18 protein-coding genes are annotated in these 20,447 nt (G+C 70.8%); 6 read left to right on the plus strand and 12 right to left on the minus strand.

What is annotated here, in order from left to right; translation table 11 throughout:
• Window positions 1-74: 74 nt before the first annotated feature.
• Together C5708_RS09605 and C5708_RS09610 are read left to right on the plus strand one after the other, a co-directional pair.
• Window positions 75-3,110 carry a TonB-dependent receptor gene (locus C5708_RS09605; RefSeq protein ID WP_242920412.1) on the plus strand — a complete coding sequence of 1,012 codons (3,036 nt, stop codon included), beginning with the start codon at window positions 75-77 and terminating at the stop codon, window positions 3,108-3,110.
• A 133-nt stretch (window positions 3,111-3,243) separates the two neighbouring features.
• Window positions 3,244-4,458, plus strand: coding sequence for a hypothetical protein (locus tag C5708_RS09610; RefSeq protein ID WP_242920414.1), 1,215 nt, complete (start codon window positions 3,244-3,246; stop codon window positions 4,456-4,458).
• 15 nt (window positions 4,459-4,473) lie between these two features.
• On the opposite strand, the gene C5708_RS09615 is transcribed toward C5708_RS09610, so the two are convergent.
• From C5708_RS09615 to C5708_RS09670, 12 genes are all read right to left on the minus strand, one after another.
• Window positions 4,474-5,223 (minus strand): MipA/OmpV family protein, encoded by a 750-nt coding sequence (locus C5708_RS09615; RefSeq protein WP_242920416.1) that lies wholly within the window; start codon window positions 5,221-5,223, stop codon window positions 4,474-4,476.
• Complete coding sequence (locus C5708_RS09620; protein ID WP_242920418.1) at window positions 5,220-5,627, minus strand: EamA family transporter; 408 nt, start codon at window positions 5,625-5,627, stop codon at window positions 5,220-5,222. The genes C5708_RS09615 and C5708_RS09620 overlap by 4 nt, the downstream gene beginning before the upstream one ends.
• On the minus strand, window positions 5,624-6,733 hold the full coding sequence (locus tag C5708_RS09625; RefSeq protein WP_242920420.1) for a GNAT family N-acetyltransferase: 1,110 nt from the start codon (window positions 6,731-6,733) through the stop codon (window positions 5,624-5,626). The genes C5708_RS09620 and C5708_RS09625 overlap by 4 nt, the downstream gene beginning before the upstream one ends.
• Complete coding sequence (locus C5708_RS09630; protein ID WP_242920422.1) at window positions 6,726-7,595, minus strand: alpha/beta fold hydrolase; 870 nt, start codon at window positions 7,593-7,595, stop codon at window positions 6,726-6,728. The genes C5708_RS09625 and C5708_RS09630 overlap by 8 nt, the downstream gene beginning before the upstream one ends.
• Window positions 7,592-8,506, minus strand: a complete 915-nt coding sequence (locus C5708_RS09635) for a fatty acid desaturase (RefSeq protein ID WP_242920424.1) — start codon at window positions 8,504-8,506, stop codon at window positions 7,592-7,594. Before C5708_RS09635 ends, C5708_RS09630 begins: the two co-directional genes overlap by 4 nt.
• 16 nt (window positions 8,507-8,522) lie before the next feature.
• Entirely contained in the window at window positions 8,523-8,891 is a 369-nt protein-coding gene (locus C5708_RS09640; RefSeq protein ID WP_116532745.1) for a permease, read from the minus strand.
• Window positions 8,888-9,808: an arginase family protein gene (locus tag C5708_RS09645; RefSeq protein ID WP_242920426.1), complete on the minus strand. Its 921-nt coding sequence runs from the start codon at window positions 9,806-9,808 to the stop codon at window positions 8,888-8,890. Before C5708_RS09645 ends, C5708_RS09640 begins: the two co-directional genes overlap by 4 nt.
• Before the next feature lie 11 nt (window positions 9,809-9,819).
• Complete coding sequence (locus tag C5708_RS09650) at window positions 9,820-11,220, minus strand: aminotransferase class III-fold pyridoxal phosphate-dependent enzyme (RefSeq protein WP_242920427.1); 1,401 nt, start codon at window positions 11,218-11,220, stop codon at window positions 9,820-9,822.
• A gap of 21 nt (window positions 11,221-11,241) precedes the next feature.
• Entirely contained in the window at window positions 11,242-11,904 is a 663-nt protein-coding gene (locus C5708_RS09655; protein ID WP_242920429.1) for an MtnX-like HAD-IB family phosphatase, read from the minus strand.
• A gap of 70 nt (window positions 11,905-11,974) precedes the next feature.
• The gene (locus C5708_RS09660; protein WP_242920431.1) at window positions 11,975-13,390 is read right to left on the minus strand and encodes an ATP-binding protein; all 1,416 of its coding nucleotides are present in this window, start codon (window positions 13,388-13,390) and stop codon (window positions 11,975-11,977) included.
• A gap of 16 nt (window positions 13,391-13,406) precedes the next feature.
• Window positions 13,407-14,063 (minus strand): response regulator transcription factor, encoded by a 657-nt coding sequence (locus tag C5708_RS09665; protein WP_242920433.1) that lies wholly within the window; start codon window positions 14,061-14,063, stop codon window positions 13,407-13,409.
• Window positions 14,064-14,133: 70 nt separating this feature from the next.
• On the minus strand, window positions 14,134-17,427 hold the full coding sequence (locus C5708_RS09670; RefSeq protein ID WP_242920435.1) for a carboxyl transferase domain-containing protein: 3,294 nt from the start codon (window positions 17,425-17,427) through the stop codon (window positions 14,134-14,136).
• A 504-nt stretch (window positions 17,428-17,931) separates the two neighbouring features.
• On the opposite strand from C5708_RS09670, the gene C5708_RS09675 reads away from it, so the two are divergent.
• From C5708_RS09675 to C5708_RS09690, 4 genes are all read left to right on the plus strand, one after another.
• Window positions 17,932-18,516 carry a hypothetical protein gene (locus C5708_RS09675; protein ID WP_242920437.1) on the plus strand — a complete coding sequence of 195 codons (585 nt, stop codon included), beginning with the start codon at window positions 17,932-17,934 and terminating at the stop codon, window positions 18,514-18,516.
• Window positions 18,517-18,653: 137 nt separating this feature from the next.
• Entirely contained in the window at window positions 18,654-19,241 is a 588-nt protein-coding gene (locus C5708_RS09680; RefSeq protein WP_242920439.1) for a hypothetical protein, read from the plus strand.
• A gap of 28 nt (window positions 19,242-19,269) precedes the next feature.
• Window positions 19,270-19,833 (plus strand): hypothetical protein, encoded by a 564-nt coding sequence (locus C5708_RS09685; RefSeq protein WP_242920441.1) that lies wholly within the window; start codon window positions 19,270-19,272, stop codon window positions 19,831-19,833.
• 26 nt (window positions 19,834-19,859) lie between these two features.
• Window positions 19,860-20,438: a hypothetical protein gene (locus C5708_RS09690; protein ID WP_242920443.1), complete on the plus strand. Its 579-nt coding sequence runs from the start codon at window positions 19,860-19,862 to the stop codon at window positions 20,436-20,438.
• The last annotated feature ends 9 nt before the right edge of the window (window positions 20,439-20,447 follow it).

A 20,447-nucleotide genomic window follows, 5' to 3' on the forward strand; every position in this document is an offset into this window, starting at 1 on the left:
GGCTCTTTCAGCCGCGGCTCAACCATCTGAGGGGGTAGACCTTTATGAACAACAGGGCTCGACTTCGAGCGGCCATGCTGGCGACCTCGGCGCTGTGCGCCGGGGCGGCGAGCGGCCAGGCCTGGGCGCAGGGCGCGGCGACCGGCGGCGCCGCCGACGCGCCCGTCGCCATCGAGGAGATCGTCGTCACCGGCACCCGCATCGAAGGCGCCAAGGTCACGGCCGCCCTGCCGGTGACCGTCGTCGACCAGAAGCAGATGGACGCCGTCGCCGCCGTGTCGGGCGACGACCTGTTCCGCTCGATCCCGCAGATGGGCGACGTCACCTTCAACAGCGGCTACCTGGCCAACAGCTCGAACAGCGCCCGCGGCGACGTCGGCTCGGTCAACCTGCGCAACCTCGGCGTCGGCAACACCCTGGTGCTGCTCAACGGCCGCCGGGTCGTCGCCCACCCGACCAGCCAGGCCAACGAGTTCCTGGTGCCGGTCGTCACCTACAACACCAACGCCATCCCGACCTTCGGCCTCAAGCGGATCGAAGTGCTGCGCGACGGCGCCGCGGCCATCTACGGCGCCGACGCCGTGGCCGGCGTGGTCAACACCGTGACCCGCGACAACTTCAACGGCGTGACGCTGGAGGCCCAGTACGGCGGGGCCGAGGGCACCCACCTGAAGGAGTTCGAGTTCAACGCCCAGCTGGGCCACAACTTCTCGGACGGCCGCGGCAACATCTCGGCGCAGTTCAACTATGACGACCGCACCGGCCTGCGCGCGTCCGACCAGGACTACACCGCCTCGGCCGACAAGCGTCCGCTGTTCGCCGGCACGGCGTTCGACGGCGCCGGCGGGGTCGACGGCCGCAACGCCACCACCCCGTGGGCCAACCTGACCACCCAGGGCAGCGTCAACGTCACCCGCAACGGCGTGTCGCTGACCAACAAGGGCCAGCTGCACATCCAGCCCTCGAGCGCGGCCGGCTGCGCCGCCGACCTGGGCGGCGGCATCTGCATCAACCCGTCGGCCGCCGCCTATTCCGGCGTCGACCGCTACCTGCGCTACGACTCGTCGGGCGACGGCACCTATGTCATGCCGGCGATCACCCGCGAGAACCTGTTCCTGACCGGCCACTACGACGTCACGGACGAGGTCACCGCCTATGGCGAGGTCGGCTACTACCACGCCAAGAGCCACTCGGTTCAGACCCCGGTCTACATGACCACCGCCCAGGGGATCACCGTGCCGGGCTCCAACTACTGGAACCCCTTCGGCGCGACCGGCAGCCCCAACCGCCTGTCGGGCGTCAACGCCCCGGCCGGCGGCCTGAACCTGACCATGACCGGCTACGCCTTCGCCGACGCCGGCCCGCAGAGCATCGACGTCGAGAACAGCCAGTACCGCGTCCTCGCCGGCCTCAAGGGCAAGAAGTGGGGCTTCAACTGGGACAGCGGCCTGCTCTATTCGGAAGCCGAGGTCGAGGACGTCTCCGACGGCATCAGCGCCACGGCCCTGCAGAAGCAGCTCGCCCTGTCGACCCCCGATGCCTACAACCCCTTCAACGGCGGCGACCCCAACCGGCCCAGCTTCGGCGACACCACGCCGAGCAGCGCGGCGGCGATCAACGCCATCCGCGTCAAGGCCGTGCGCAAGAGCACCAGCACCCTGGCCATGTGGGACTTCAAGGTCTCGCGCCCTGACCTCTACCGCCTGCCCGCGGGCGACCTGGGCGTGGCCGCCGGCGTCGAGTATCGCCGCGAGACCCAGAAGGACGACCGCGACGCCCGCGTCGACGGCACGATCACCTTCACCAACCCGATCACCGGCGTGAACTACGGTTCGGACCTGATCGGCGTCAGCCCGAGCCCCGACACCAAGGGTTCGCGCAACGTCAGCTCGGCCTATGTCGAGTTCGCCGTGCCGCTGGTCTCGCCGGAGATGAACATCCCGTTCGTCCATAACCTGGAAGCCCAGGTGGCCGGCCGCTACGAGAGCTACAGCGACGTCGGCGACGTGGCCAAGCCCAAGATCGCCCTGGCCTGGGACATCATCGAGGGCGTGCGCCTGCGCGGCTCGTGGGCCCAGGGCTTCCGTCCGCCGAACCTGGAGCAGATCAACGCCACCCTGGTGACGCGCTCGAACACCCGGACCGACTGGATCTACTGCCAGGCGGACCTGAACTCGGGCCGGATCAAGAGCTTCGCCGACTGTACGCGCCGCGGCGCCACCCAGGCCCAGCGCGCCGGCAACCCCGACCTGAAGCCCGAGGAATCGGAATCCTTCGGCGGCGGCCTGGTGCTCGAACCGCGCTTCATCCCGTCGGAGTACGGCCGGTTCACCTTCACGCTCGACTACTGGCGCATCAAGCAGGAAGGCATCATCGGCATCTTCGGCGAGGGCAACGCCCTGACGCTGGACTACCTGCTGCGGATGCAGGGCCAGACCAACCCGAACGTGATCCGCGCCGCGCCGACGCCGGCCGACATCGCCGCCTTCGCCGGCACCGGCATCGCGCCGGTCGGTCAGGTGCAGTACGTCAAGGACCAGTACGTCAACCTGCAGCCGCAGGAAGCGCGCGGCCTCGACATCGGCGTCATGTGGCGCCTACACGGCACCCGCTATGGCGACTTCGACTTCAACTTCAACGCCGCCCACCTGCTGAAGTTCTACCAGCAGCCCTCGGCCGGCATCGCCGCCCTGCTGGCCGCCCGCGCGTCGGGCGTCATCAATCCGGGCACCACCATCACCGGCAACGGCGACCTGATCCGCCAGGGCGGCAAGCCGGAATGGAAGTGGTCGGCGGCAGCGACCTGGCGCTACAAGCAGGTCACGGTCGGCGCGTTCACCCAGTACATCGGCGACGTCGACGAGAACACGCTGCTCGACGCCAACGGCAACCCCTGGCTGATCGACTCCCAGCTCACCGCCAACCTCTATGCGGACTACGAGTTCGTGGACGGCGGCTGGTGGACCGACAAGACCCGGGTGCGCGTCGGCGTGAAGAACGTCACCGACGAGAAGCCGCCGCTGTCCTACAGCTCGGGCAACGGCTATCTGGGCACGCTTTATCAGCCCTATTCGCGCTACTGGTACGTCAGCGTCCGCAAGAGCTTCTGACGTCCCTTCCCTTCCTTCCCGGCGTCCCAGGACGCCGGGAGCCGGAACCGACGAAAGGCCAGCCCGCAAGGGCTGGCCTTTCTGTTTGCGGCATGATCCGTTGCGCCCCTTCCAAGCCAGACGAGCCGGCGGCATGACCCCTCCCCACGACCCCATCGGCCAGGCCCGCGCCTGGCTGGAACGTTATGAATCGTTCGGCGGCAAGGCCTCGGGCGGCGAGGGCGACCTGGCGTGCGGCGCGTGGCTGGAGGAGGTGCTGCGGGGTCTCGGCTACGCCGTGCGCCGCCAGCTTATCGAGACCCCCTGGTTCGAGACCGCCGACGCCAGCCTGGCGATCGAGGGCCACGCCGCCGAGGTGCTGGTCCAGGCCCCGGCGGTCCAGACCAGCCGCGCCGGCCTGACCGCGCCCCTGCGCCTGTTCGACGCCGACCGTCCCGCCAACGTCGCCGGGGCCATCGCCCTGATCGTCCTGCCGCACGGCCGCTGGTCGTCGGTCGAGCAGCCGGCGGTCGCCGGTCCTCTGGCCGCAGCAGCCGCCGCCGGCGCGCGCGGCGCGGTGCTGGTCACCGTCGGCCCGTCGGGCGAGGCCCTGGCGCTGAACGCGCCGTCCTCAGGGGCCGCCGCCCTGCCGACCGCCATCCTGGCTCCGCGCGAGGCGGCCCCGTTCATCAGCGCGGCGCGACGCGGGGCGAGCGCGGCCCTGACCCTGCTGGGGCGCGGCGGGCGACGGCAAAGCTTCAACCTGATCGGCCGCATGGGACCGGGCGGCGAGCGCAGCCTGGTGGTGTCGACGCCGAGGTCGGGCTGGTTCGGCTGCATGGGCGAGCGCGGGCCAGGACTGGCGGTGTGGCTGTCGCTGGCCGAACGGCTGGCCGAGCGCCCGCCGGCCATCGACGTCGCCTTCGTCTGCACCAGCGGCCACGAGTACGAGAGCGCCGGCGGCAAGGCGTTCCTGCGCGACGGCGCGCCGCGCCCGGCCGAGACCGCCCTGTGGCTGCACCTCGGGGCCAATGTCGCGGCCCGCGACTGGCACGAAGCCGGCGGAAACCTCGCGCCGCTGCCCAGCGCCGACCCGCAGCGGTTTCTGGTCGCGACCGAGGGACTGGTCCCCCTGGCGCGCGCGGCCTTCGCCGGGCTGGCCGGGCTCGAGGCGGCCTACCCGGCGGCGGCGGGGGCGGCCGGCGAGGCGGCCGACATCCTGGCGGCGGGCTATGCGCGGACGGCGGGGATCTTCGGCGCCCACCGGCTGCACCACGCCCGCGGCGACGACGGCCGCTGCGTCGAGCCGGCCCTGGCCGTGCAGGTCGCCGACGCGGCCGAGCGGTTCATCCGCGGCGCCCTCGCCTGAGGCCGGCCGGAAGGGTCAGAAGCGCCGCACGAAGCCGACGGAGGCGGTCATGACGTTGCGGGTCTGCAGCAGCGGGCTGCGCCATTCCCGGCCGAGGATGCGGTCCCCGCTCAGCACCCCGACCAGGGCCACGCCCTTGGCCAGTTCGCGCGCGGCGTCCAGCTCGGCCCCGGCGCTGTAATAGTCGTCGGCCTGGAACCGGGGCAGGTCCTCGCGCCGCGCCACCGCCCGGCGCAGGCCGAAATACTCCTGGGAGAAGCGGTCGTCGGCCCAGGACACCCGCACCTCGCCGCCCAGCTTGAGCTTGGGCGCGACCTGGCCGCCGGTGTCGAACGACAGGTCGCCCGACCAGCCGTCATAGCCGGTCTCGGCCTTGCGCAGGCGGGTCTCGATCTCGCCGACCGGCGTGCGCAGCTTGGCGAAGCCGCCGATCTCGACCGCGTCGTTCATGCGGAAGGCGCCGCGCGGCAGGCCGTCGTTGAAGGATTGCCGGAACTCCGCCACCGGGCCGGCGCTGAAGGGGCCGTCCCGGAAAGCCGCCCACCTGGCGCCGTCGTCGAGGCTGAGGGCCACGGCGTCGCCCCACCGGGCGTTGACCACCGGCAGGGCGTCGACGCGGTAGCGCGGCGAGCCGAGGTGCAGCGGCCGAGCGCGGCCGACCACGCCGAGATCGACGGTCCATTCGTCCAGGGCGGCCGCCTCCTGCGCCCAGGCCGGGGCGGCGCAGGCCAGGGCGGCCAGGGCAAGCCAAGCCCCGCGCCTCACGATGGGTCGCCCTTGCGGCCGATCAGCCAGACGCCGGCCAGTATGGCCGCGCCGCCCAGCACCTGCAGGGCGTCGCCCGTCTCGTGGAACAGCGTCCAGCTGGCGACGATGACCAGCACGTAGCTGATCGCCGACAGGGGGAAGGCCTCGCTCAGCTTGACCTCGCTCAGCACCACCATCCAGGCGGCGAAGGCGGCCAGCTCGAACCCGATCAGCGCCCGCCCCCAGGGCAGGGCCAGGGCGGCGGCCAGCCAGTGCAGGCCCATGGGAACCCCGCTCAGGGCCTCGGCCGTCTGCTTGGCGGCGATCTGGTAGCCGAGGCTGAGCAGCGGCACGGCCACCCACAGCAGCCGGATCGCCCAGCGCCGGCGCGGCGTGGGCTCGATGACGGACTGGGCGGTCACGCGGCCTTCTCCAGGGTCGGGTCGGCGGCGAACAGCGGCGCGACCCAATGCAGGACGCCGTTCAGCACCGGGTTGCGATGGCGGACGTACATGGTGGTGCGCGTCAGGCGGCTGCCGAGGCGCAGCTTGTTGGCGTAGGCCGCCTGGCCGCTCTGATAGCGCGCGAGGCCATGCTCGACGCACCAGCGGACATTGGTGAACCAGCTCAGGAAATAGAGGTTGTAGGCCCTTCCCTGGGCGGTCATGCAGAAGAACTTGTCGAGCAGGACCTCGTCGTCCTGCAGCAGCAGGTTGGCGGCCAGCAGCTCGTCGCCGGCGTAATAGAGCGTGCAGAACGCACCTTCGCCCATCCGTTCCAGCACGCCGGTGAAGAAGGCCGGGGTCAGCTCCTCGAAGGTCATCTCGGCGCGCTCCAGCGTGGCGCGATAGAGCTCGACCACCCGGTCCAGCACCCCGTCCAGGTCGCGGCGGGTCTCGATGCGGATCTCGCCGAGGGCGCGCAGCTTGCGGCGCATGTCCTTGCGGGTGCCCGACGACAGGCCGGCCAGATAGGTCTCGACGCTGTCGAAGGCGATGTCGAGATGGGCGACCGGCAGGCCGGCCACGCCGTGATAGCCGGCCGGCTTGAGGGCCTGCTCCCAGAGCGGGCGCGCCGCCTCGGGCACGTCCTTGACCGCCAGCAGGGCGCAGCGCTCGTCCCGGGCCGCCCGCTCGAAGGAGCCGACGACGGCGCGCAGCAGGAAGGCCCGCTGGTCGGCCGTCATGTCCGGGGCGAAACCGACCTGGGCGGACTCGGTGCAGGGCGAACCGAAACAGGCCATGCGCAGGGTCAGGAGCCCGGGGGCCAGCTTGCGCACCGCCGCCGCCGCCCGCTTGCCGGCGCCGGTCAGGGTGGTGTCGAGGGCGTATTCGGTCAGGAAGGCCGGGGCCGCGGCCAGCAGCCGTCCCTCGTCCTCGGCGATCAGGTACAGCCAGCGAAAGCCGGCCAGGCCCGCCTGTTCGGTCGCGAGCAGGTAGTCGAACCGCTCCAGCTCGCCCGGGAACAGCGCATCCCACCGCTCGCGGCCGATCTCGGCGATCGAGGCGACGGTGCGGACGTCAGACATAGGCCGGCTTGAGCGCGCCGGTCGCCGCCTCGGACGCGCGGCCGGACGCGGCGGCGGCGGGGGCCGGGCGGGCGTGCTCGAAGAAACGCGCGGTCCAGTCGGCGACGAGGTCGCGCTCCTTGTCGACGTGGATCATGTGGTAGCAGTCCTCCAGCACGCCGACCTCGACCGGGCCGCCCAGGGCGTCGCGCAGGCGGTAGGCGTTGCGCAGGTGGCTCATGTCGTCCTCCCGCGCATGCAGGATCAGGGTGGGCGTGCGGATGTCCTTGCCGATGCGCTCGACGTGCCGGCACAGGCGGTACATCTGGTAGAGCGAGCCCATCGGCATGCGGTCGAGCGCGCCCTCGATGAACGATTGCGGCGCGGTGGCGACCCGCTCGCGCAGGCGCTCGTCCTTGAGCCCGAACGGATAAGGCTCCTCGAAGCTCATGTTCCGGACCAGGGGCAGGTTGGCCACCGTCTGGATCACCGGCGCGGCCACCGCGATGCGGGGCATGTTCCAGCCGTCGTATTCGAAGGTCATCGAATAGACCGCGGCGGCGCGGATCTCGGGCCGCTCGGCGGCCAGCTCCAGGCCCAGCGCCCCGCCGACGCAGATGCCGGCGACATAGACCTCGTCGACCTCGCGGCTGAAGGATTCGTAGGCCTCGCGCAGGGAATCCAGCCAGTCGCGCCAGGTGGTGTGCAGCAGCGATTCCTGGTCGGCGCCGTGACCGGCCAGCTGCGGCCCATAGACCGCGTAGCCCTGCTTGTGCAGCTTCTTCGCCAGGTACTTCATCTCGCCCGGCGCGCCGGTCAGGCCGTGGACGAGAAGAGCGCCCTTGCCGGTCTTGCCGGCGACGCGGAAACTGTGGTCGCTCACGCTTGGCTCCTGGCCGCGGCGGCGGCCTTGCGGTTCGATCGGGCCAGGAAGCCCAGGGCGTGCGGGGTGCCGATCACGTGCACCCCCTTGGCGCGCTGTTCTTCCTCGATGGCGCGGCGCATGGCCGGCAGGCGGGTCCAGTGCACGGCCGGACGGTAGTGGTGCTCGGCGTGGTGGCCGTTGTTGAACCAGGTCAGGTTATAGATCGGCGCATAGGTGGAGACGCCCCAGGCGATCGGCTCGTCGGGATCGCCGTTGAGGTGCTCGTAATAGCCGTTGAGGTTCGAGAGGCACTCGCCGAAGTAATAGAACGGAACCATGCACAGCACGGCCTTCCAGTTCACCACCACCATGGCGATGAAGAACAGCGCCACGGCGGCGATCTCGACCCGGCCCCACTCGGCGTCGAACGGCCGGCGTTCCTTCAGCGCCTTGTAGATGCTGCCGCCGCCGTCGCGGAAGAAGCTCTTGAACACATAGCCCCAGACGTTCTCGGGCTGGCCGTCCCTGCCGTGCCGGTAGATCGACAGCCAGTCGCGGGTCTCGCCGTCCGGGCCGGGGCGGTCGCTGTTGCCTTCATGGTGGCGCAGGTGGACCCAGGTGTAGAAGGTCTGCGAGAAGCCGATGGCCACCGATTCCAGCAGCGAGAAGGCGTAGTTGAGCGGCTTCCAGCGGAAGAACGGCGTGTGCAGGAAGTTGTGCGAGACGCCGTTGATGTTCCAGCTGATGCCGATCGAATAGAGGCACAGGCAGATCAGGTTGCCCCACCATGGCCGGGCGCTGAAGCCGGCGACCAGCCAGATGACGAAGGCGAGGTGGCCGAAGGCGGCCAGCACCGAGACGATGTCCCAGTTCGACCAGGCGAACAGGCCGCTTTTCTTCTTTGGAAGACGGAAGTCGATCTTGCTCATGACAGTCGCGCCTTGTTCAAAGTCCGGACAGGCCGATGCAGACGACGCCCGCCGCCACCAGGGCGGCGCCGGCGATCTGGCTGCGGCTCAGCCGCTCACGCAATAATATCACCCCGGCCAGCGGCACGGCGGCGTAGTTCAGGGTCATCACCGGATAGGCCAGGCTGAGCGGCGCGCGTTGCAGCACCAGCACCCAGACCACCGCCTCGACCGACCAGATGACGATGCCCAGCCAGACCAACGGCTGCACCGCCACCCCGACCAGCGGGCCGCCGTCGCGGCCGGCCCGGCCGGCGCCCAGCTTGAAGGACACCTGGTAGGCGATCTCGGCCAGGATGCAGAACACCAGCAGGCCGATCACCGCCGGATGCAGCAGCGCGTTCATGCCGCCGCCTCGGCGAACAGGTCGTAGAGCCGCAGGTTGACCGCCTCGTTCAGCCGCCGCGCGGCGGCCGCGTCGGGCCGGCGCCAGGGTTGGTCGAGCAGGGCCTCGCCGCGCTTGAGCAGGGCCGCCAGCGGGCCGCCGCCCAGGACCTGGGGCGACCAGTCGCCGACCACGTCGGCCCCGATCAGGCGGTGGCGCGCGGCCGCGCCGCGCACCATGGCCGACAGGAAGTCCAGGCTGGTGCGGCCCTGGTCCCAGTTGGTGACGGCGTCCTCGGCCCGCAGCACGTCCTTGTCGATGGTGACATAGACGGCCTCGGTCTCGATCCGGCTGGCCAGCAGGTCGGCGAAGGCCGCCTCGCCGACGCTCTCGATGGTCGGCCATTCGCGGCCGCAGACCCGCACGGCGTCGGCGCCGGTCGGTTCGCGATAGGCGTAGAGCTCGACCCGGCCCTCCTCGACCAGGGACAGGTCCGCTCCCTTGCTGCGCGGACGGTCGATGTCGCCGCTGCACACCCCGACCGTGACCACCCGGGCCACGCCCGGCAGGCGGGCGGCGCGGCCGACCCACGAGCCGCAGTGCATGCCGTTGTCGAACTTCACCCAGTCGGGGTGGTTGTCGAAATGCAGCACCGTCACCGGGCCGCCGCCGGCCGCCTCGACGGCGCGCTCGAGCAGCAGCGGCGTGACGTGATGGAAGTCGCCCGAGCCGGCGAACACCAGCTCCGGCCCCGCGGCCGGCGCCTGGTCGCGCAGGCGCCCGCGCAGGGCGTCCAGCGCCTTGGGCCGGCTCCACAGCCGCATGGCTGGCCCGATCCCCCCGACCTCCAGCCGGCGCGCGCCGTCGGCCAGCCCGCGCTCGATCAGAGCGGGCTGGGACGCCAGCGCATCGTCCAGATGCAGGAACAGGGGCCGCATGGCGCCAAGCCTTAGCCGACGCAGCGCCGCAGCAGGGCGTCGATCAGCTTCAGGCCGAGGTCGATCTCGTCCTTGCTGATCTCCAGCGACGGCGCCAGCGTGATGACGTTCTTGTAGTAGCCGCCGACGTCGAGGATCAGGCCGTACTTCCTGCCGTCGATGTCGATGTCGGCCTTCATGCCTTCCTCGGCCATCTGGTCGAGCAGGGCCTTGTTCGGCGTGAAGCCGTCGGCCTCGCAGATCTCGGCGCGCAGGGCCAGGCCCAGGCCGTCGACGTCGCCGATCTGCGGCCAGCGCTTCTGCAGCTCCTTCAGGCCTTCGAGGAAGTAGGCGCCCTTCTCGGCCACCGACTTCTCGTAGTCGTTCTCGGCCATCATCTTCATGGCTTCGAGCGCGATGGCGGTGCCCATCGGGTTGGAGTTGAAGGTCGAGTGGGTCGAGCCGGGCGGGAAGACGGTCGGGTTGATCAGCTCCTCGCGCGCCCACAGGCCCGACAGCGGGTTGAGGCCGTTGGTCAGCGCCTTGCCGAACACCAACACGTCCGGCTGCACGCCGAAGTGCTCGATCGACCACAGCTTGCCGGTCCGGTAGAAGCCCATCTGGATTTCGTCGACGACCAGCAGGATGCCGTACTTGTCGAGGACCTTCTTCAGCTCGATGAAGAAGTTCGGCGGCGGCACCACGTAGCCGCCCGTGCCCTGGATCGGCTCGACATAGAAGGCGGCGTATTCGGCCTGGCCGGTCTTGGTGTCGAGGACGCCGTTGTATTCGGTCTCGAACAGGCGGGCGAACTTCTGCACGCAGTGGTGGCCGTACTCTTCCTTGCTCATGCCCTTGGGGCCGCGGAAGTGGTACGGGAACTCGACGAACTGGGCGCGCTCGCCGAAGTGGCCGTAGCGGCGGCGATAGCGGTAGGACGAGGTGATCGCCGAAGCGCCCAGGGTGCGGCCGTGATAGCCGCCCTCGAAGGCGAACATCAGGCTTTTGCCGTTGCAGGCGTTGCGGACGATCTTCAGCGAGTCCTCGACCGCCTGGGCGCCGCCGACGTTGAAGTGGACACGGCCCTTGTGGCCGAACTTGGTCTGGGCGTCCTGGGCGATCATCGCGGCCAGTTCGACCTTCTCGCGGTGCAGGTACTGCGAGGCGACCTGCGGCAAGCGGTCCAGCTGACGGTGGGCGGCGTCGTTCAGGCGCTTGTTGCGGTAGCCGAAATTGACGGCCGAGTACCACATCTGCAGGTCGAGGAACTCACGGCCCTCGGCGTCGTACATGAACGAGCCTTCGCAGGTCTCGAAGAACTTGGGGTCCGGCAGATAGTGGACCGTGTCGCCGTAGGAGCAGTATTCGGCTTCCAGGCGGCGAAGTTCCGCCTCGTCGAGCGCCTCGACGGGGGTCTTGTCAGCATCGTACATAGGTTAGTGTCTCCGGAGAGCTTAGCCCGCGGCGCGGCGCGCGGCGCCGGCATGGAGGGCCGAAAGGGTGGCCTTGATGTCGTTGAAGTCGGCGAAGACGTGGTGCGACATGCCGCGCGAGCGGGCGTAGTCGGCCAGCTTGTCCTTGGCGAACAGCATGTCGGCCCGGCCCGAGACGCAGAAGTCCGAACGGCCGTCGCCGATGAACACCATGGTCTCGGCCTCGGCGCGGGGAACGGCGACCTGGCACTTGCAGACGCCCGAGCCGGCGGCGCAGCCGACGCGCGACCAGGGCTGGGCCAGAGCGCGGGCGCCGGCGGCGTCGGTCGCCAGCTGGTTGGAGATCACCTCCAGGCCGTCGACGCCGTGGCGCGAGAGAATGCGGCGGATGAAGTAGTCGACGCCGTCGCTGACCACGACCAGCGGCACGGCGTTGGCTTCGCACCATTCGGCGAAATCGATGAAGCCGGGGGTCAGCTCGACCGAATCGAGCACCGCGTCGAGGTCGGCGTCGTCGCCGCCGATCAGAGCGATCTGCGCGCGCATGCACTCGGCGGCCGTGATCTCGCCCGCCACCCAGCGGGCCTCCAGCGCCTCCCATTCGGGCGCGGCCAGACGGGTGAGGACCAGGTCTGTGGTGTCGACCTTGGAGATCGTCCCGTCGAAATCACAATAAACGCGCATACACCATAGCTCCCGCGACAGGATGGCGGTGTAGCGCCCCAAGCTGACGCCAAGCTGATGGAACCTGGGCTCAATCAGGGCTTTCCACCGCCTCGGCGCGCGGCAGGCTGACCTTGGCCTCCAGGCCCGGCCGGCCGTCGGCGCGCTCGCCCAGCGTCACCACCGCGCCGAGCACGCGGGCGGCCTCGCCGACGATGGCCAGCCCCAGGCCGGCGCCGCGCCCCTGGGCGCCCGGCCCGCGATAGAATCGCTCGAACACCTTCTGGCGTTCGGCCTCCGGCACGCCCGGCCCCAGGTCCGAGACCGCGACGATGCTGACGCCCTCGCCTTCCGACAGCCGGATGTCGATCTCGCTGTCGGGCGGGGCGTGGTTGACGGCGTTCTCCAGCAGGTTGGACAGGATCAGCCGGATCGCCGTGGCGTCGCCGCGCACCGGCGGGGCCGCGCCCTCCAGCGCCAGCCGCACGTCGCGGGAGGCGGCGACCAGGGCGCAGTCGGCGATCGCCGCCGCGCACTCGGCGCGCAGGTCCACCTCGCCGGCGGCCCCGGCGTCGGCGTCCAGCCGGGCCAGGGTCAGAAGCTGCTCCATCAGGGCGATGGCGCGGTCGACGCCCTCGCGCAGCTGCTCGACCTGGGCCTCGCGCTCGGCCGGGTCGTCCTCGCGCAGGATAAGCTGCGCCTGCAGCCGCAGGGCCGCCAGCGGCGTGCGCAGCTGGTGGGCGGCGTGCTCGACGAAGCGGCGCTCCTGCTGGAAGGCCCGGTCCAGGCGGGTGAACAGCAGGTTGATCGAGCGCACCAGCGGCTGCAGGTCGGTCGGCCAGTTGTCCACCGGCACGGGGGTCAGGTCGCGCTGGCCCCGCCGGCTGATCTCGCGCACCAGATTGCGCAGGGCCCGCAGGCCGTCGGTCAGCGACAGCCAGATCAGCGCCAGGCTGCCCGGAATCAGCAGCAGCAGCGGCACCGCCAGCTCCAGGGCGATCTTCTGGATGAGCACGTTGCGGATGCTGAGCCGCTCGCCGACCTGGATGACCACGTCCTCGCTCGGCAGCGGCAGGGTGTAGACCCGCCAGGCCTGACCTTCGTAGATCACCGTCTGGAACGCCTCGGTGGCCTTGGACGGGGTCTTGACCGACGGGCCGGTGTCCGAACCCAGCACCAGCTCCGAGCCGCTCCAGATGCGGAACATCCGCCAGTCGGCGTAGGCGTCGAAGGCCTCGCGGTCGTCGGCGCTGAGCAGGGGCGTGTCGTCGACCTCGACGCGGCGGCCGGCCCGCCGCTCGGTGTCGAACACCTGCAGCTCCTCGCGCATCAGGGCGTGCAGGACGCTGGCCCCGATGATCAGCTGCGAATCGTAGACGTCGTTGATCTGGTCCTTGGCGGTCCAGAACGCCATGGCCCCGACCACCAGGGTGATGGCGGCGAGCAGGCCGGTGACCTGACGAAACAGCGTGCCGATCAGCGAGGACCGGCGGATAAGATTCTTCATTGGCTCGTTTCGGGGCTCATCTCGGCGTCATGTAGCCGAGGCCGCGGGCGGTGACGATGACCGAGGCGCCGAGCTTCTTGCGCAGGGCGTAGACGGCCACCTCGATGGTGTTGCTCTCGACGCCGGCGGCGTCGTCATAGAGGGCGTTCTCCAGCTCGTCCTTGCTGACGAACTGGCCGGCGCGGCGCATCAACACGGTCAGCACCCGCAACTCCTTGGCGGTGACGCCCACCACCTTGTCGCCCTTGCGCAGCACCCGCGCGCCGAGGTCGAGGCTGACGTCCTGCACGGTCAGCACGTCGCTGACCCGGCCCTCGCTGCGGCGGATCTGGGCGCGGATGCGGGCCAAGAGCTCGTCGAGGTCGAACGGCTTGACCAGATAGTCGTCGGCGCCGGCGTCCAGGCCCTCGATCTTCTGGTCGCCCCGCCCGCTGGCGGTGACGATGATCACCGGCGTGGCGTCGCGGCGGTCGCGGATGGCCTTCAGCACCTCGATGCCGCCGATCTCGGGCAGGGACAGGTCGAGCAGGGCCGTGGCGTAGGTCTGGGCCGCGAACGCGGCCAGGGCCTCGTCGCCGGAATGCGCCCAGTCGACGGCGTAGCCGGCCTTCTCCAAGGCCCGCTTCATGCCGCCGCCCAGCATGGCGTCGTCCTCAACCAGCAGAACCCGCATGACGCCGTCGGCCGCCTCCGTCTCGCACCGCCCTAGATAGCGTCTTCGCGGCGCGGACGGGAGTGGCGGCTCACCAGGTGTCGATCGAGGGCCGCTTCTTGCCGGCGCGCGGCCTGGGCGCCGGCGTGGCCCGCAGGCCCCGGACGATCCAGGCGCGGGTGTCGCGCGGGTCGATCACCGAATCGAGCTCCAGCAGCGAGGCGACGTTCAGCGCCTTGCCGCGCTCGTAGGACTGGGCGACCAGCCGGTCGAACAGGGCCTTCTGCGCCGCCGGGTCGGTCTCGGCCTCCAGTTCGCGGCGGAAGCCCAGGCGCACGGCCCCCTCCAGCCCCATCGGCCCCAGCTCGCCGGTGGGCCAGGAGACCGAGAAGAACGGCTCGTGCAGGCTGCCGGCCGCCATGGCCTGGGCCCCGAGGCCGTAGGCCTTGCGCAGCACCACGAAGAACACCGGCACGGTCATGCCGGCGGCGGTGACGAACATGCGGCTGACCCGCCGCACCTGGGCCGTGCGCTCGACCTCGGGGCCGACCATGAAGCCGGGCGTGTCGCACAGCGACAGGATCGGCAGGTCGAAGGCGTCGCACAGCTGCATGAACCGCGAGGCCTTGTCGGCCGCCGGCGCGTCGATGGCCCCGCCCAGGTGGGCGGGATTGTTGGCGATCAGGCCGAAGGGCCGCCCCTCGATGCGGATCAGGGCCGTGACCATCCCGGCCCCGTAGTCCCGGCGCAGCTCCATCGTCGAGCCGGCGTCGGCCAGGGCGGCGATGACGGCGCGGATGTCGTAGACCCGCAGGCGGTTCTCGGGGATCAGCGTGCGCAGGCGCCGCTGGTCGGCGCAGGTCCAGTCGCGCGTCGCCCCCTGGAAATAGGACAGGTAGCGGCGGGCGGCGTCGACGGCCTCGACCTCGTCCTCGACCAGCAGGTCGATCACGCCGTTGGCGGCCTGTTCGGCCGCCGGGCCGATCTCGGTCGGCTTGAAGACGCCCAGGCCGCCGCCCTCGATCATCGCCGGGCCGCCCATGCCGATGTTCGAGTTGCGGGTGGCGATGACCACGTCCGAGCAGCCCAGGAAGGCGGCGTTGCCGGCGAAGCAGAAGCCGGAATTGATCCCGACCACCGGCGCCAGCCCGCTGAGCCGCGCATAGCTGGCGAAGCTGGGCACGGCCAGGCCCGAGCCGCTGATGGCGTCGACGTCGCCGGGACGGCCGCCGCCGCCCTCGGTGAACATCACCACCGGCGCGCGCCAGGTCTCGGCCAGGCCCAGCATCCGGTCGGTCTTGTGATGGTTGAAATAGCCCTGGGTGCCGGCCATCACCGTATAGTCGTAGGCCATGGCGACGCAGCGGCCGGCCTCCTCGCCGAACTGGTCGCCGTTGACCTGGCCGACGCCGGCGATCAGGCCGTCGGCCGGGCTGATCGCCTCCAGCTCCTCGCGGCTGCGCCGCCGGCGCTGGGCGGCGACGGCGAACTCGCCGTACTCCAGGAAGTCGCCGCCGTCGAACAGCTGGCCCAGGTTCTCGCGCGCCGTGCGCTGGCCGGTCTTGCGGCGGCGGGCCACCGCCTCGGGGCGGCCCTCGTCACGGACGGCGCGCCGGCGCGCCAGCACGGCGGCGAGGTCGTCGCGGACATGGTCGGGATCGGCGTCGGCCGTCGCCGTCTCGGCCGCCGCCTCGACGTCGGCGGGCTCGACGAACATCAGCGGATCGCCGTCATAGACCGTGTCGCCGACGGAGACGGCCGCCGCGCGGACGAGGCCCGACAGCGGCGCGACCACCACGTGCTCCATCTTCATCGCCTCCAGCACCGCCACGGGCCCGCCCGCCCGCACCGCGGAGCCGGGAGCCGCCTCCAGCGAGACCACCCGCCCCGACAGGGGCGCGCGCACCGGCTCGGCCCCCGCCGGCGCGAACGGCCCGGACGCGGACGCCATGGCCGGGGCCGCCGCCGGGCCGGCCGCCGCCATGTCGGCGGCCTCGGCGACCAGGGCGGCGGCGTGGGCCTCGACGAAGCGGGTGTCGACGCGCCCCTCGGCCAGCTCCGGCCGTCGCAACAGGGCGGCGAGGAAGGCCGCGTTGGTGTGCAGCCCTTCGATGCGGAACTCGCGCAACGCCCGTCCGGCCAGGGCCAGGGCGCGCGACAGGTCGTCGGCCGGCGAATGCACGATCACCTTGGCCAGCAGGGAATCGAAGTCGGGACTGGTGCGATAGCCGCCATAGCCGAAGGTGTCGACGCGCACGCCCGGGCCGGTCGGCGGCTCGAACGCCGTCAGGGTTCCGCCGGACGGGCGCGCCTCGCCCTCGGCGGTCATGGTCTCCATGTTGACCCGCAGCTGCACCGCCACGCCGCGCGGCGGCGGAACGTCGGCCTGGGCCAGGCCGACCTCGGCCAGGGTCTCGCCGCGGGCGACGCGCAACTGCGCGACGACGAGGTCCACCCCGGTCACCGCTTCGGTGACGGCGTGCTCGACCTGCAGGCGCGGATTGGCCTCCATGAACGCGAAGGCCCCGTCAGCCGCCGCGTCAAGATCGATCAGGTATTCGAAGGTGCAGAGGCTCTCGCAGCCGGCGGCGGCGGCCAGGCGCGACGTCGCCTCGAGCAGGCGCTGGCGCAGCCGCGGATCGAGCCCCGGCGCCGGGGCGATCTCGATCAGCTTCTGGCGGCGGCGCTGGACCGTGCAGTCGCGCTCCCACAGGTGCGAGACCGCGCCCGTCGCGTCGCCGATCGTCTGGACCTCGACATGGCGCGCGCGCCGCACCAGCCGCTCGACATAGACCTCGTCGCGGCCGAAGGCGGCCTTGGCCTCCGACCGGCAGCGGGCGTAGGCCTCCTCGACCTCGTCCATCCGCTCGACGACGCGCATGCCCCGGCCGCCGCCGCCGGCCAGCGCCTTGATCATCATCGCCCCGCCCGCCCCCTGGGCGGCCAGGAAGGCCCTGGCCTCGTCCAGCGAAGCCGGAGCCTCGCCGCCGGCCAGCACCGGCACGCCCAGCTCCCGCGCCAGCCGGCGGGCGCGCGCCTTGTCGCCGAGCAGGTCCAGGGCCTCGGGCGAGGGCCCGACGAAGACCAGCCCCCGCGACCGGCACAGCCGGGCGAAGGCCGCGCTCTCGCTGAGGAAGCCATAGCCGGGATGGACGGCGTCCGCGCCGGCGGCCAGGGCGGCGGCGGCCACGGCCTCCATGTCCAGGTAGGGCGCCGCGCCGTCTCCTGGAACGGCGACCGCCTCGTCCGCCAGCCGGACGTGCAGGGCGTCGGCGTCGGCGGCCGCGAACATCGCCACGGTCGGCAGGTCCAGCGTCGCGGCGGCGCGGAGGATGCGGACGGCGATTTCGCCGCGATTGGCGATGAACAGCTTGCGGAAGGCCATATCCATACCTGCGACGGCGACGAGCCCCGGACGATGCTCATACAGCCGTTTGAAATCAATGACCGATAGGTCGAGCGCAGCCCGCGCCGTCGCCGATCCTGGCGCTGATCGATGGACAGCAGGTCGTCGCGCCATTTCAGTTGGTTAATTTACAGGCCAAAGACAATCCATTCCCGGCCACAGCTTATTCTCAATCGGTCAAGTCACCATGTGAAACTTACCCGTGCGTCCAACGCATGGATCGGCAGGTGGAAATTCGGATGAGCTTAGGCCCAATACTGATGTGATGGTTAATTCACTCAAGTGGCGATCTGGATTTCCCCCAGGAGGCGAAGTCGACCGCTGTTAATAAAAAAAACTTCGCCGATTAACTATCAAATCACTTCCTGTTCCCCAAAGTTGGGGATGTTTAACCCGGCTTTAACCGGCTTATTCCCGGCCCATCGGGGCAGGCGGATGATCCTTCGGGACGGCGCAGGCCCCTCAGACAGGGGGTTGGGGAAAATGATCGGCCGGCTTGAGTTGCGCCCTTCGAGCGTCCGCTACGGCATCCTCGGGGCCGTCGCCCTGAGCGCGGTCCTGGCGTCGCAGGCGCAGGCCGCCGACACCGTCAGCCTGACGCTGCAGGGGACCATCCCCGCCGACTGCGCGATGACCGCGCCGAACAGCTCGCTGCAGCTCGGCGACATCACCCGCAACGGCCAGCAGGCCCTGTCGCTGAACGTCAATTGCAACGCGCCCTTCGCCTATTCGCTGGTTTCGACCAACGGCGGCCTCAAGCTCCAGGGCGCGGCTTCGGTGGTGGGCGGCGCCTTCGCGTCCAGCCAGCCCTATTCGGTCACCACCAGCTTCCAGACCGACCAGGGGTCGTTCGGCGACGGCGCGCTGCCCAGCGGCAGCCTCACCCTCGCCAACGCCGCCCCGTGCCTGGCGGCCAGCTACGGGGCCTCCTGCCCCTTCGCCAATTCCGGCGCCGGCGTCGCGATCAATCGCACGGCGAGCCTGATCATCGGCTGGGCCGCGCCCACGGCGCCGCTGCTGGCCGGAACCTATTCCGACGTCCTGACCGTCACGGTCCGGGCGATGTGAAGCAGTCCGGGCCGGATCGGGCGCGTCCCGGCCGGCCCCGAGTTCCCGGGAGACCGGGCTGAAACGGCGGCGGGATCTCCCCCCGCCAATTGTAAGGAAGCGCGGGATCGCCCCGCGTTATGAATGGAGACAGTGCTATGAAGAAGCTCGTTCTGCTGGCGGCTGGCGCCGCCCTCCTCGCCGGCCCGGCCTTCGCGGCTCCCTCGGCCAGCAACGACATCACCATCAACGGCACCGCGCCGCAGGTCTGCACGCTGGGCAACCCGAACACCACGGGCTCGGCCACCAACGCGACCTTCGCCGGCACCACCGTTTCGGTGACCGCCCTGGCCAGCGCCACGGACGCCTCGCTGAACCAAACCAGCGTCACCCTGCGTTACGCCGGCATGTGCAACTACGCCCATAACGTCGGCCTGAAGTCGGCCAACGGCGGCCTGGTGAACGCCTCGGGCGCCGCCAACGCCCCGGTCGCCGGCAGCGGCACCTTCATCCAGCGCGTCGGCTACACCGCCACCGCCAACTGGGCCGGCGCCAACGACGTCCTGGCCACCTCGAACAGCACCACCTCCTACGTCGCCCCCGGCGTCGTGAAGGCGAACTGGTCGGTGGCCGGCGCCAACCAAGGCAACCTCGACGTCAACGTCGCGATCGCCTCGTCCTCGACCCCGGTGGTCGCCGGCACCTACGGCGACACCCTGACGGTCGGCATCGGCGCGGCCCTCTAAGCAGGACCGTTGTTGCGAGGAGATTGACGTGAAACGCTTGGCTCTGACGACCGGCCTGATCGTGGCCGCGGCCTGCCCCGCCTGGGCGGACGACTCCGCGATCAAGGAGCAAACGCTTGGGGGCGTCGTCCCCAATGTCTGCCGCCTCGGCGCCGTGTCCCAGAGTTCGGGCGACAACGCCAGCTTCGCCGTCGGCGGGGCCTCCTCGACGGTGACGGTGACGACGTTCGCCGATCCCAACACGGCCCAGGCCCGGGCCGCCTCGATCAATCTGGGGATCCAGGGGGTGTGCAATCGCTCGCACACCATCCGTCTCCTGAGCGAGCGCGGCGGCCTCACCCTGGACCAGCCGCCGGCCGGCGCCACGCCCGGGTTCGCCCGTCGCGTGGACTACACCGCCGTCGCCGGCTGGCCTGGGGCCCAGACGACCCTGACCACCGCCGGCGCCGCCGGCGCCGCGGCCACGGTCGACGTCAGCGGCCCCAGCTCCGGCGACCTGCTGCTCAGCATCGCGATTCCCTCGGGAAGCACGGCGCTGGTGGCGGGCGACTACCGGGATCGGCTGACCGTCGAGCTCCTCGCCAACATGTAGACGGGCGCAAGCCCGGGAGGTTCAGAATGAAAACTTTGCTAATCGCCGCCGCCACCGCGCTGGCCTTCGGGGCTCCGGCCCTGGCCGCGTCCAGCCCGGCTCCGAACAGCAACGCGCTGAGCGGCGTCGCTCCGACCGTCTGCGTCATGTCGGCGCCGACGATCAACAACGCCGACGCAACCCTGGTCTCGGCCACGGCCAACGCCAGCGCCGTGCAGTTCAGCAACTTCGCCAGCCCGGCGAACGCGCAGCTGACGCCCAACCAGGACTTCACGCTGACGGTCCAGGCCACGTGCAACTACGCGCACAGCTTTGGCCTGAAGAGCCAGAACGGCGGCCTGAAGAACACCACGACCTCGGTGGTCGGCGGCTCGTTCATCCAGAGCGTCAACTACACGGTCGGCGGCCTCTGGGGCCTGCATCCGATCGCGCTGCAGACCTTCGGCCTGCCGAACACCAAGTCGTTCGGCTTCGGCGACGTCGACGGGGCCAACCGCGGCAGCGTCGTCCTGGCGGTTTCGCTGAACAACCCGTTGTTCAACCGTCCGCTGGTCGCCGGCGCGTTCACCGACGTGCTGACCCTGCAACTGGGCGCGCCGCTCTAAGCGGCCGCC

It is taken from the genome of Caulobacter sp. CCUG 60055, from assembly GCF_022750545.1.
In the GTDB taxonomy this organism is placed as follows: domain Bacteria; phylum Pseudomonadota; class Alphaproteobacteria; order Caulobacterales; family Caulobacteraceae; genus PUIC01.

Bases quoted from the DNA above. Each gene is read 5' to 3' on its own strand.
- C5708_RS09605 (WP_242920412.1), top strand. From the start codon at position 75: ATGCTGGCGACCTCGGCGCTGTGCGCCGGGGCGGCGAGCGGCCAGGCC.
- C5708_RS09610 (WP_242920414.1), top strand. From the start codon at position 3,244: ATGACCCCTCCCCACGACCCCATCGGCCAGGCCCGCGCCTGGCTGGAA.
- C5708_RS09625 (WP_242920420.1), bottom strand. From the start codon at position 6,733: ATGTCTGACGTCCGCACCGTCGCCTCGATCGCCGAGATCGGCCGCGAG.
- C5708_RS09635 (WP_242920424.1), bottom strand. From the start codon at position 8,506: ATGAGCAAGATCGACTTCCGTCTTCCAAAGAAGAAAAGCGGCCTGTTC.
- C5708_RS09640 (WP_116532745.1), bottom strand. From the start codon at position 8,891: ATGAACGCGCTGCTGCATCCGGCGGTGATCGGCCTGCTGGTGTTCTGC.
- C5708_RS09645 (WP_242920426.1), bottom strand. From the start codon at position 9,808: ATGCGGCCCCTGTTCCTGCATCTGGACGATGCGCTGGCGTCCCAGCCC.
- C5708_RS09650 (WP_242920427.1), bottom strand. From the start codon at position 11,220: ATGTACGATGCTGACAAGACCCCCGTCGAGGCGCTCGACGAGGCGGAA.
- C5708_RS09655 (WP_242920429.1), bottom strand. From the start codon at position 11,904: ATGCGCGTTTATTGTGATTTCGACGGGACGATCTCCAAGGTCGACACC.
- C5708_RS09660 (WP_242920431.1), bottom strand. From the start codon at position 13,390: ATGAAGAATCTTATCCGCCGGTCCTCGCTGATCGGCACGCTGTTTCGT.
- C5708_RS09665 (WP_242920433.1), bottom strand. From the start codon at position 14,063: ATGCGGGTTCTGCTGGTTGAGGACGACGCCATGCTGGGCGGCGGCATG.
- C5708_RS09670 (WP_242920435.1), bottom strand. From the start codon at position 17,427: ATGGCCTTCCGCAAGCTGTTCATCGCCAATCGCGGCGAAATCGCCGTC.
- C5708_RS09675 (WP_242920437.1), top strand. From the start codon at position 17,932: ATGATCGGCCGGCTTGAGTTGCGCCCTTCGAGCGTCCGCTACGGCATC.
- C5708_RS09680 (WP_242920439.1), top strand. From the start codon at position 18,654: ATGAAGAAGCTCGTTCTGCTGGCGGCTGGCGCCGCCCTCCTCGCCGGC.
- C5708_RS09690 (WP_242920443.1), top strand. From the start codon at position 19,860: ATGAAAACTTTGCTAATCGCCGCCGCCACCGCGCTGGCCTTCGGGGCT.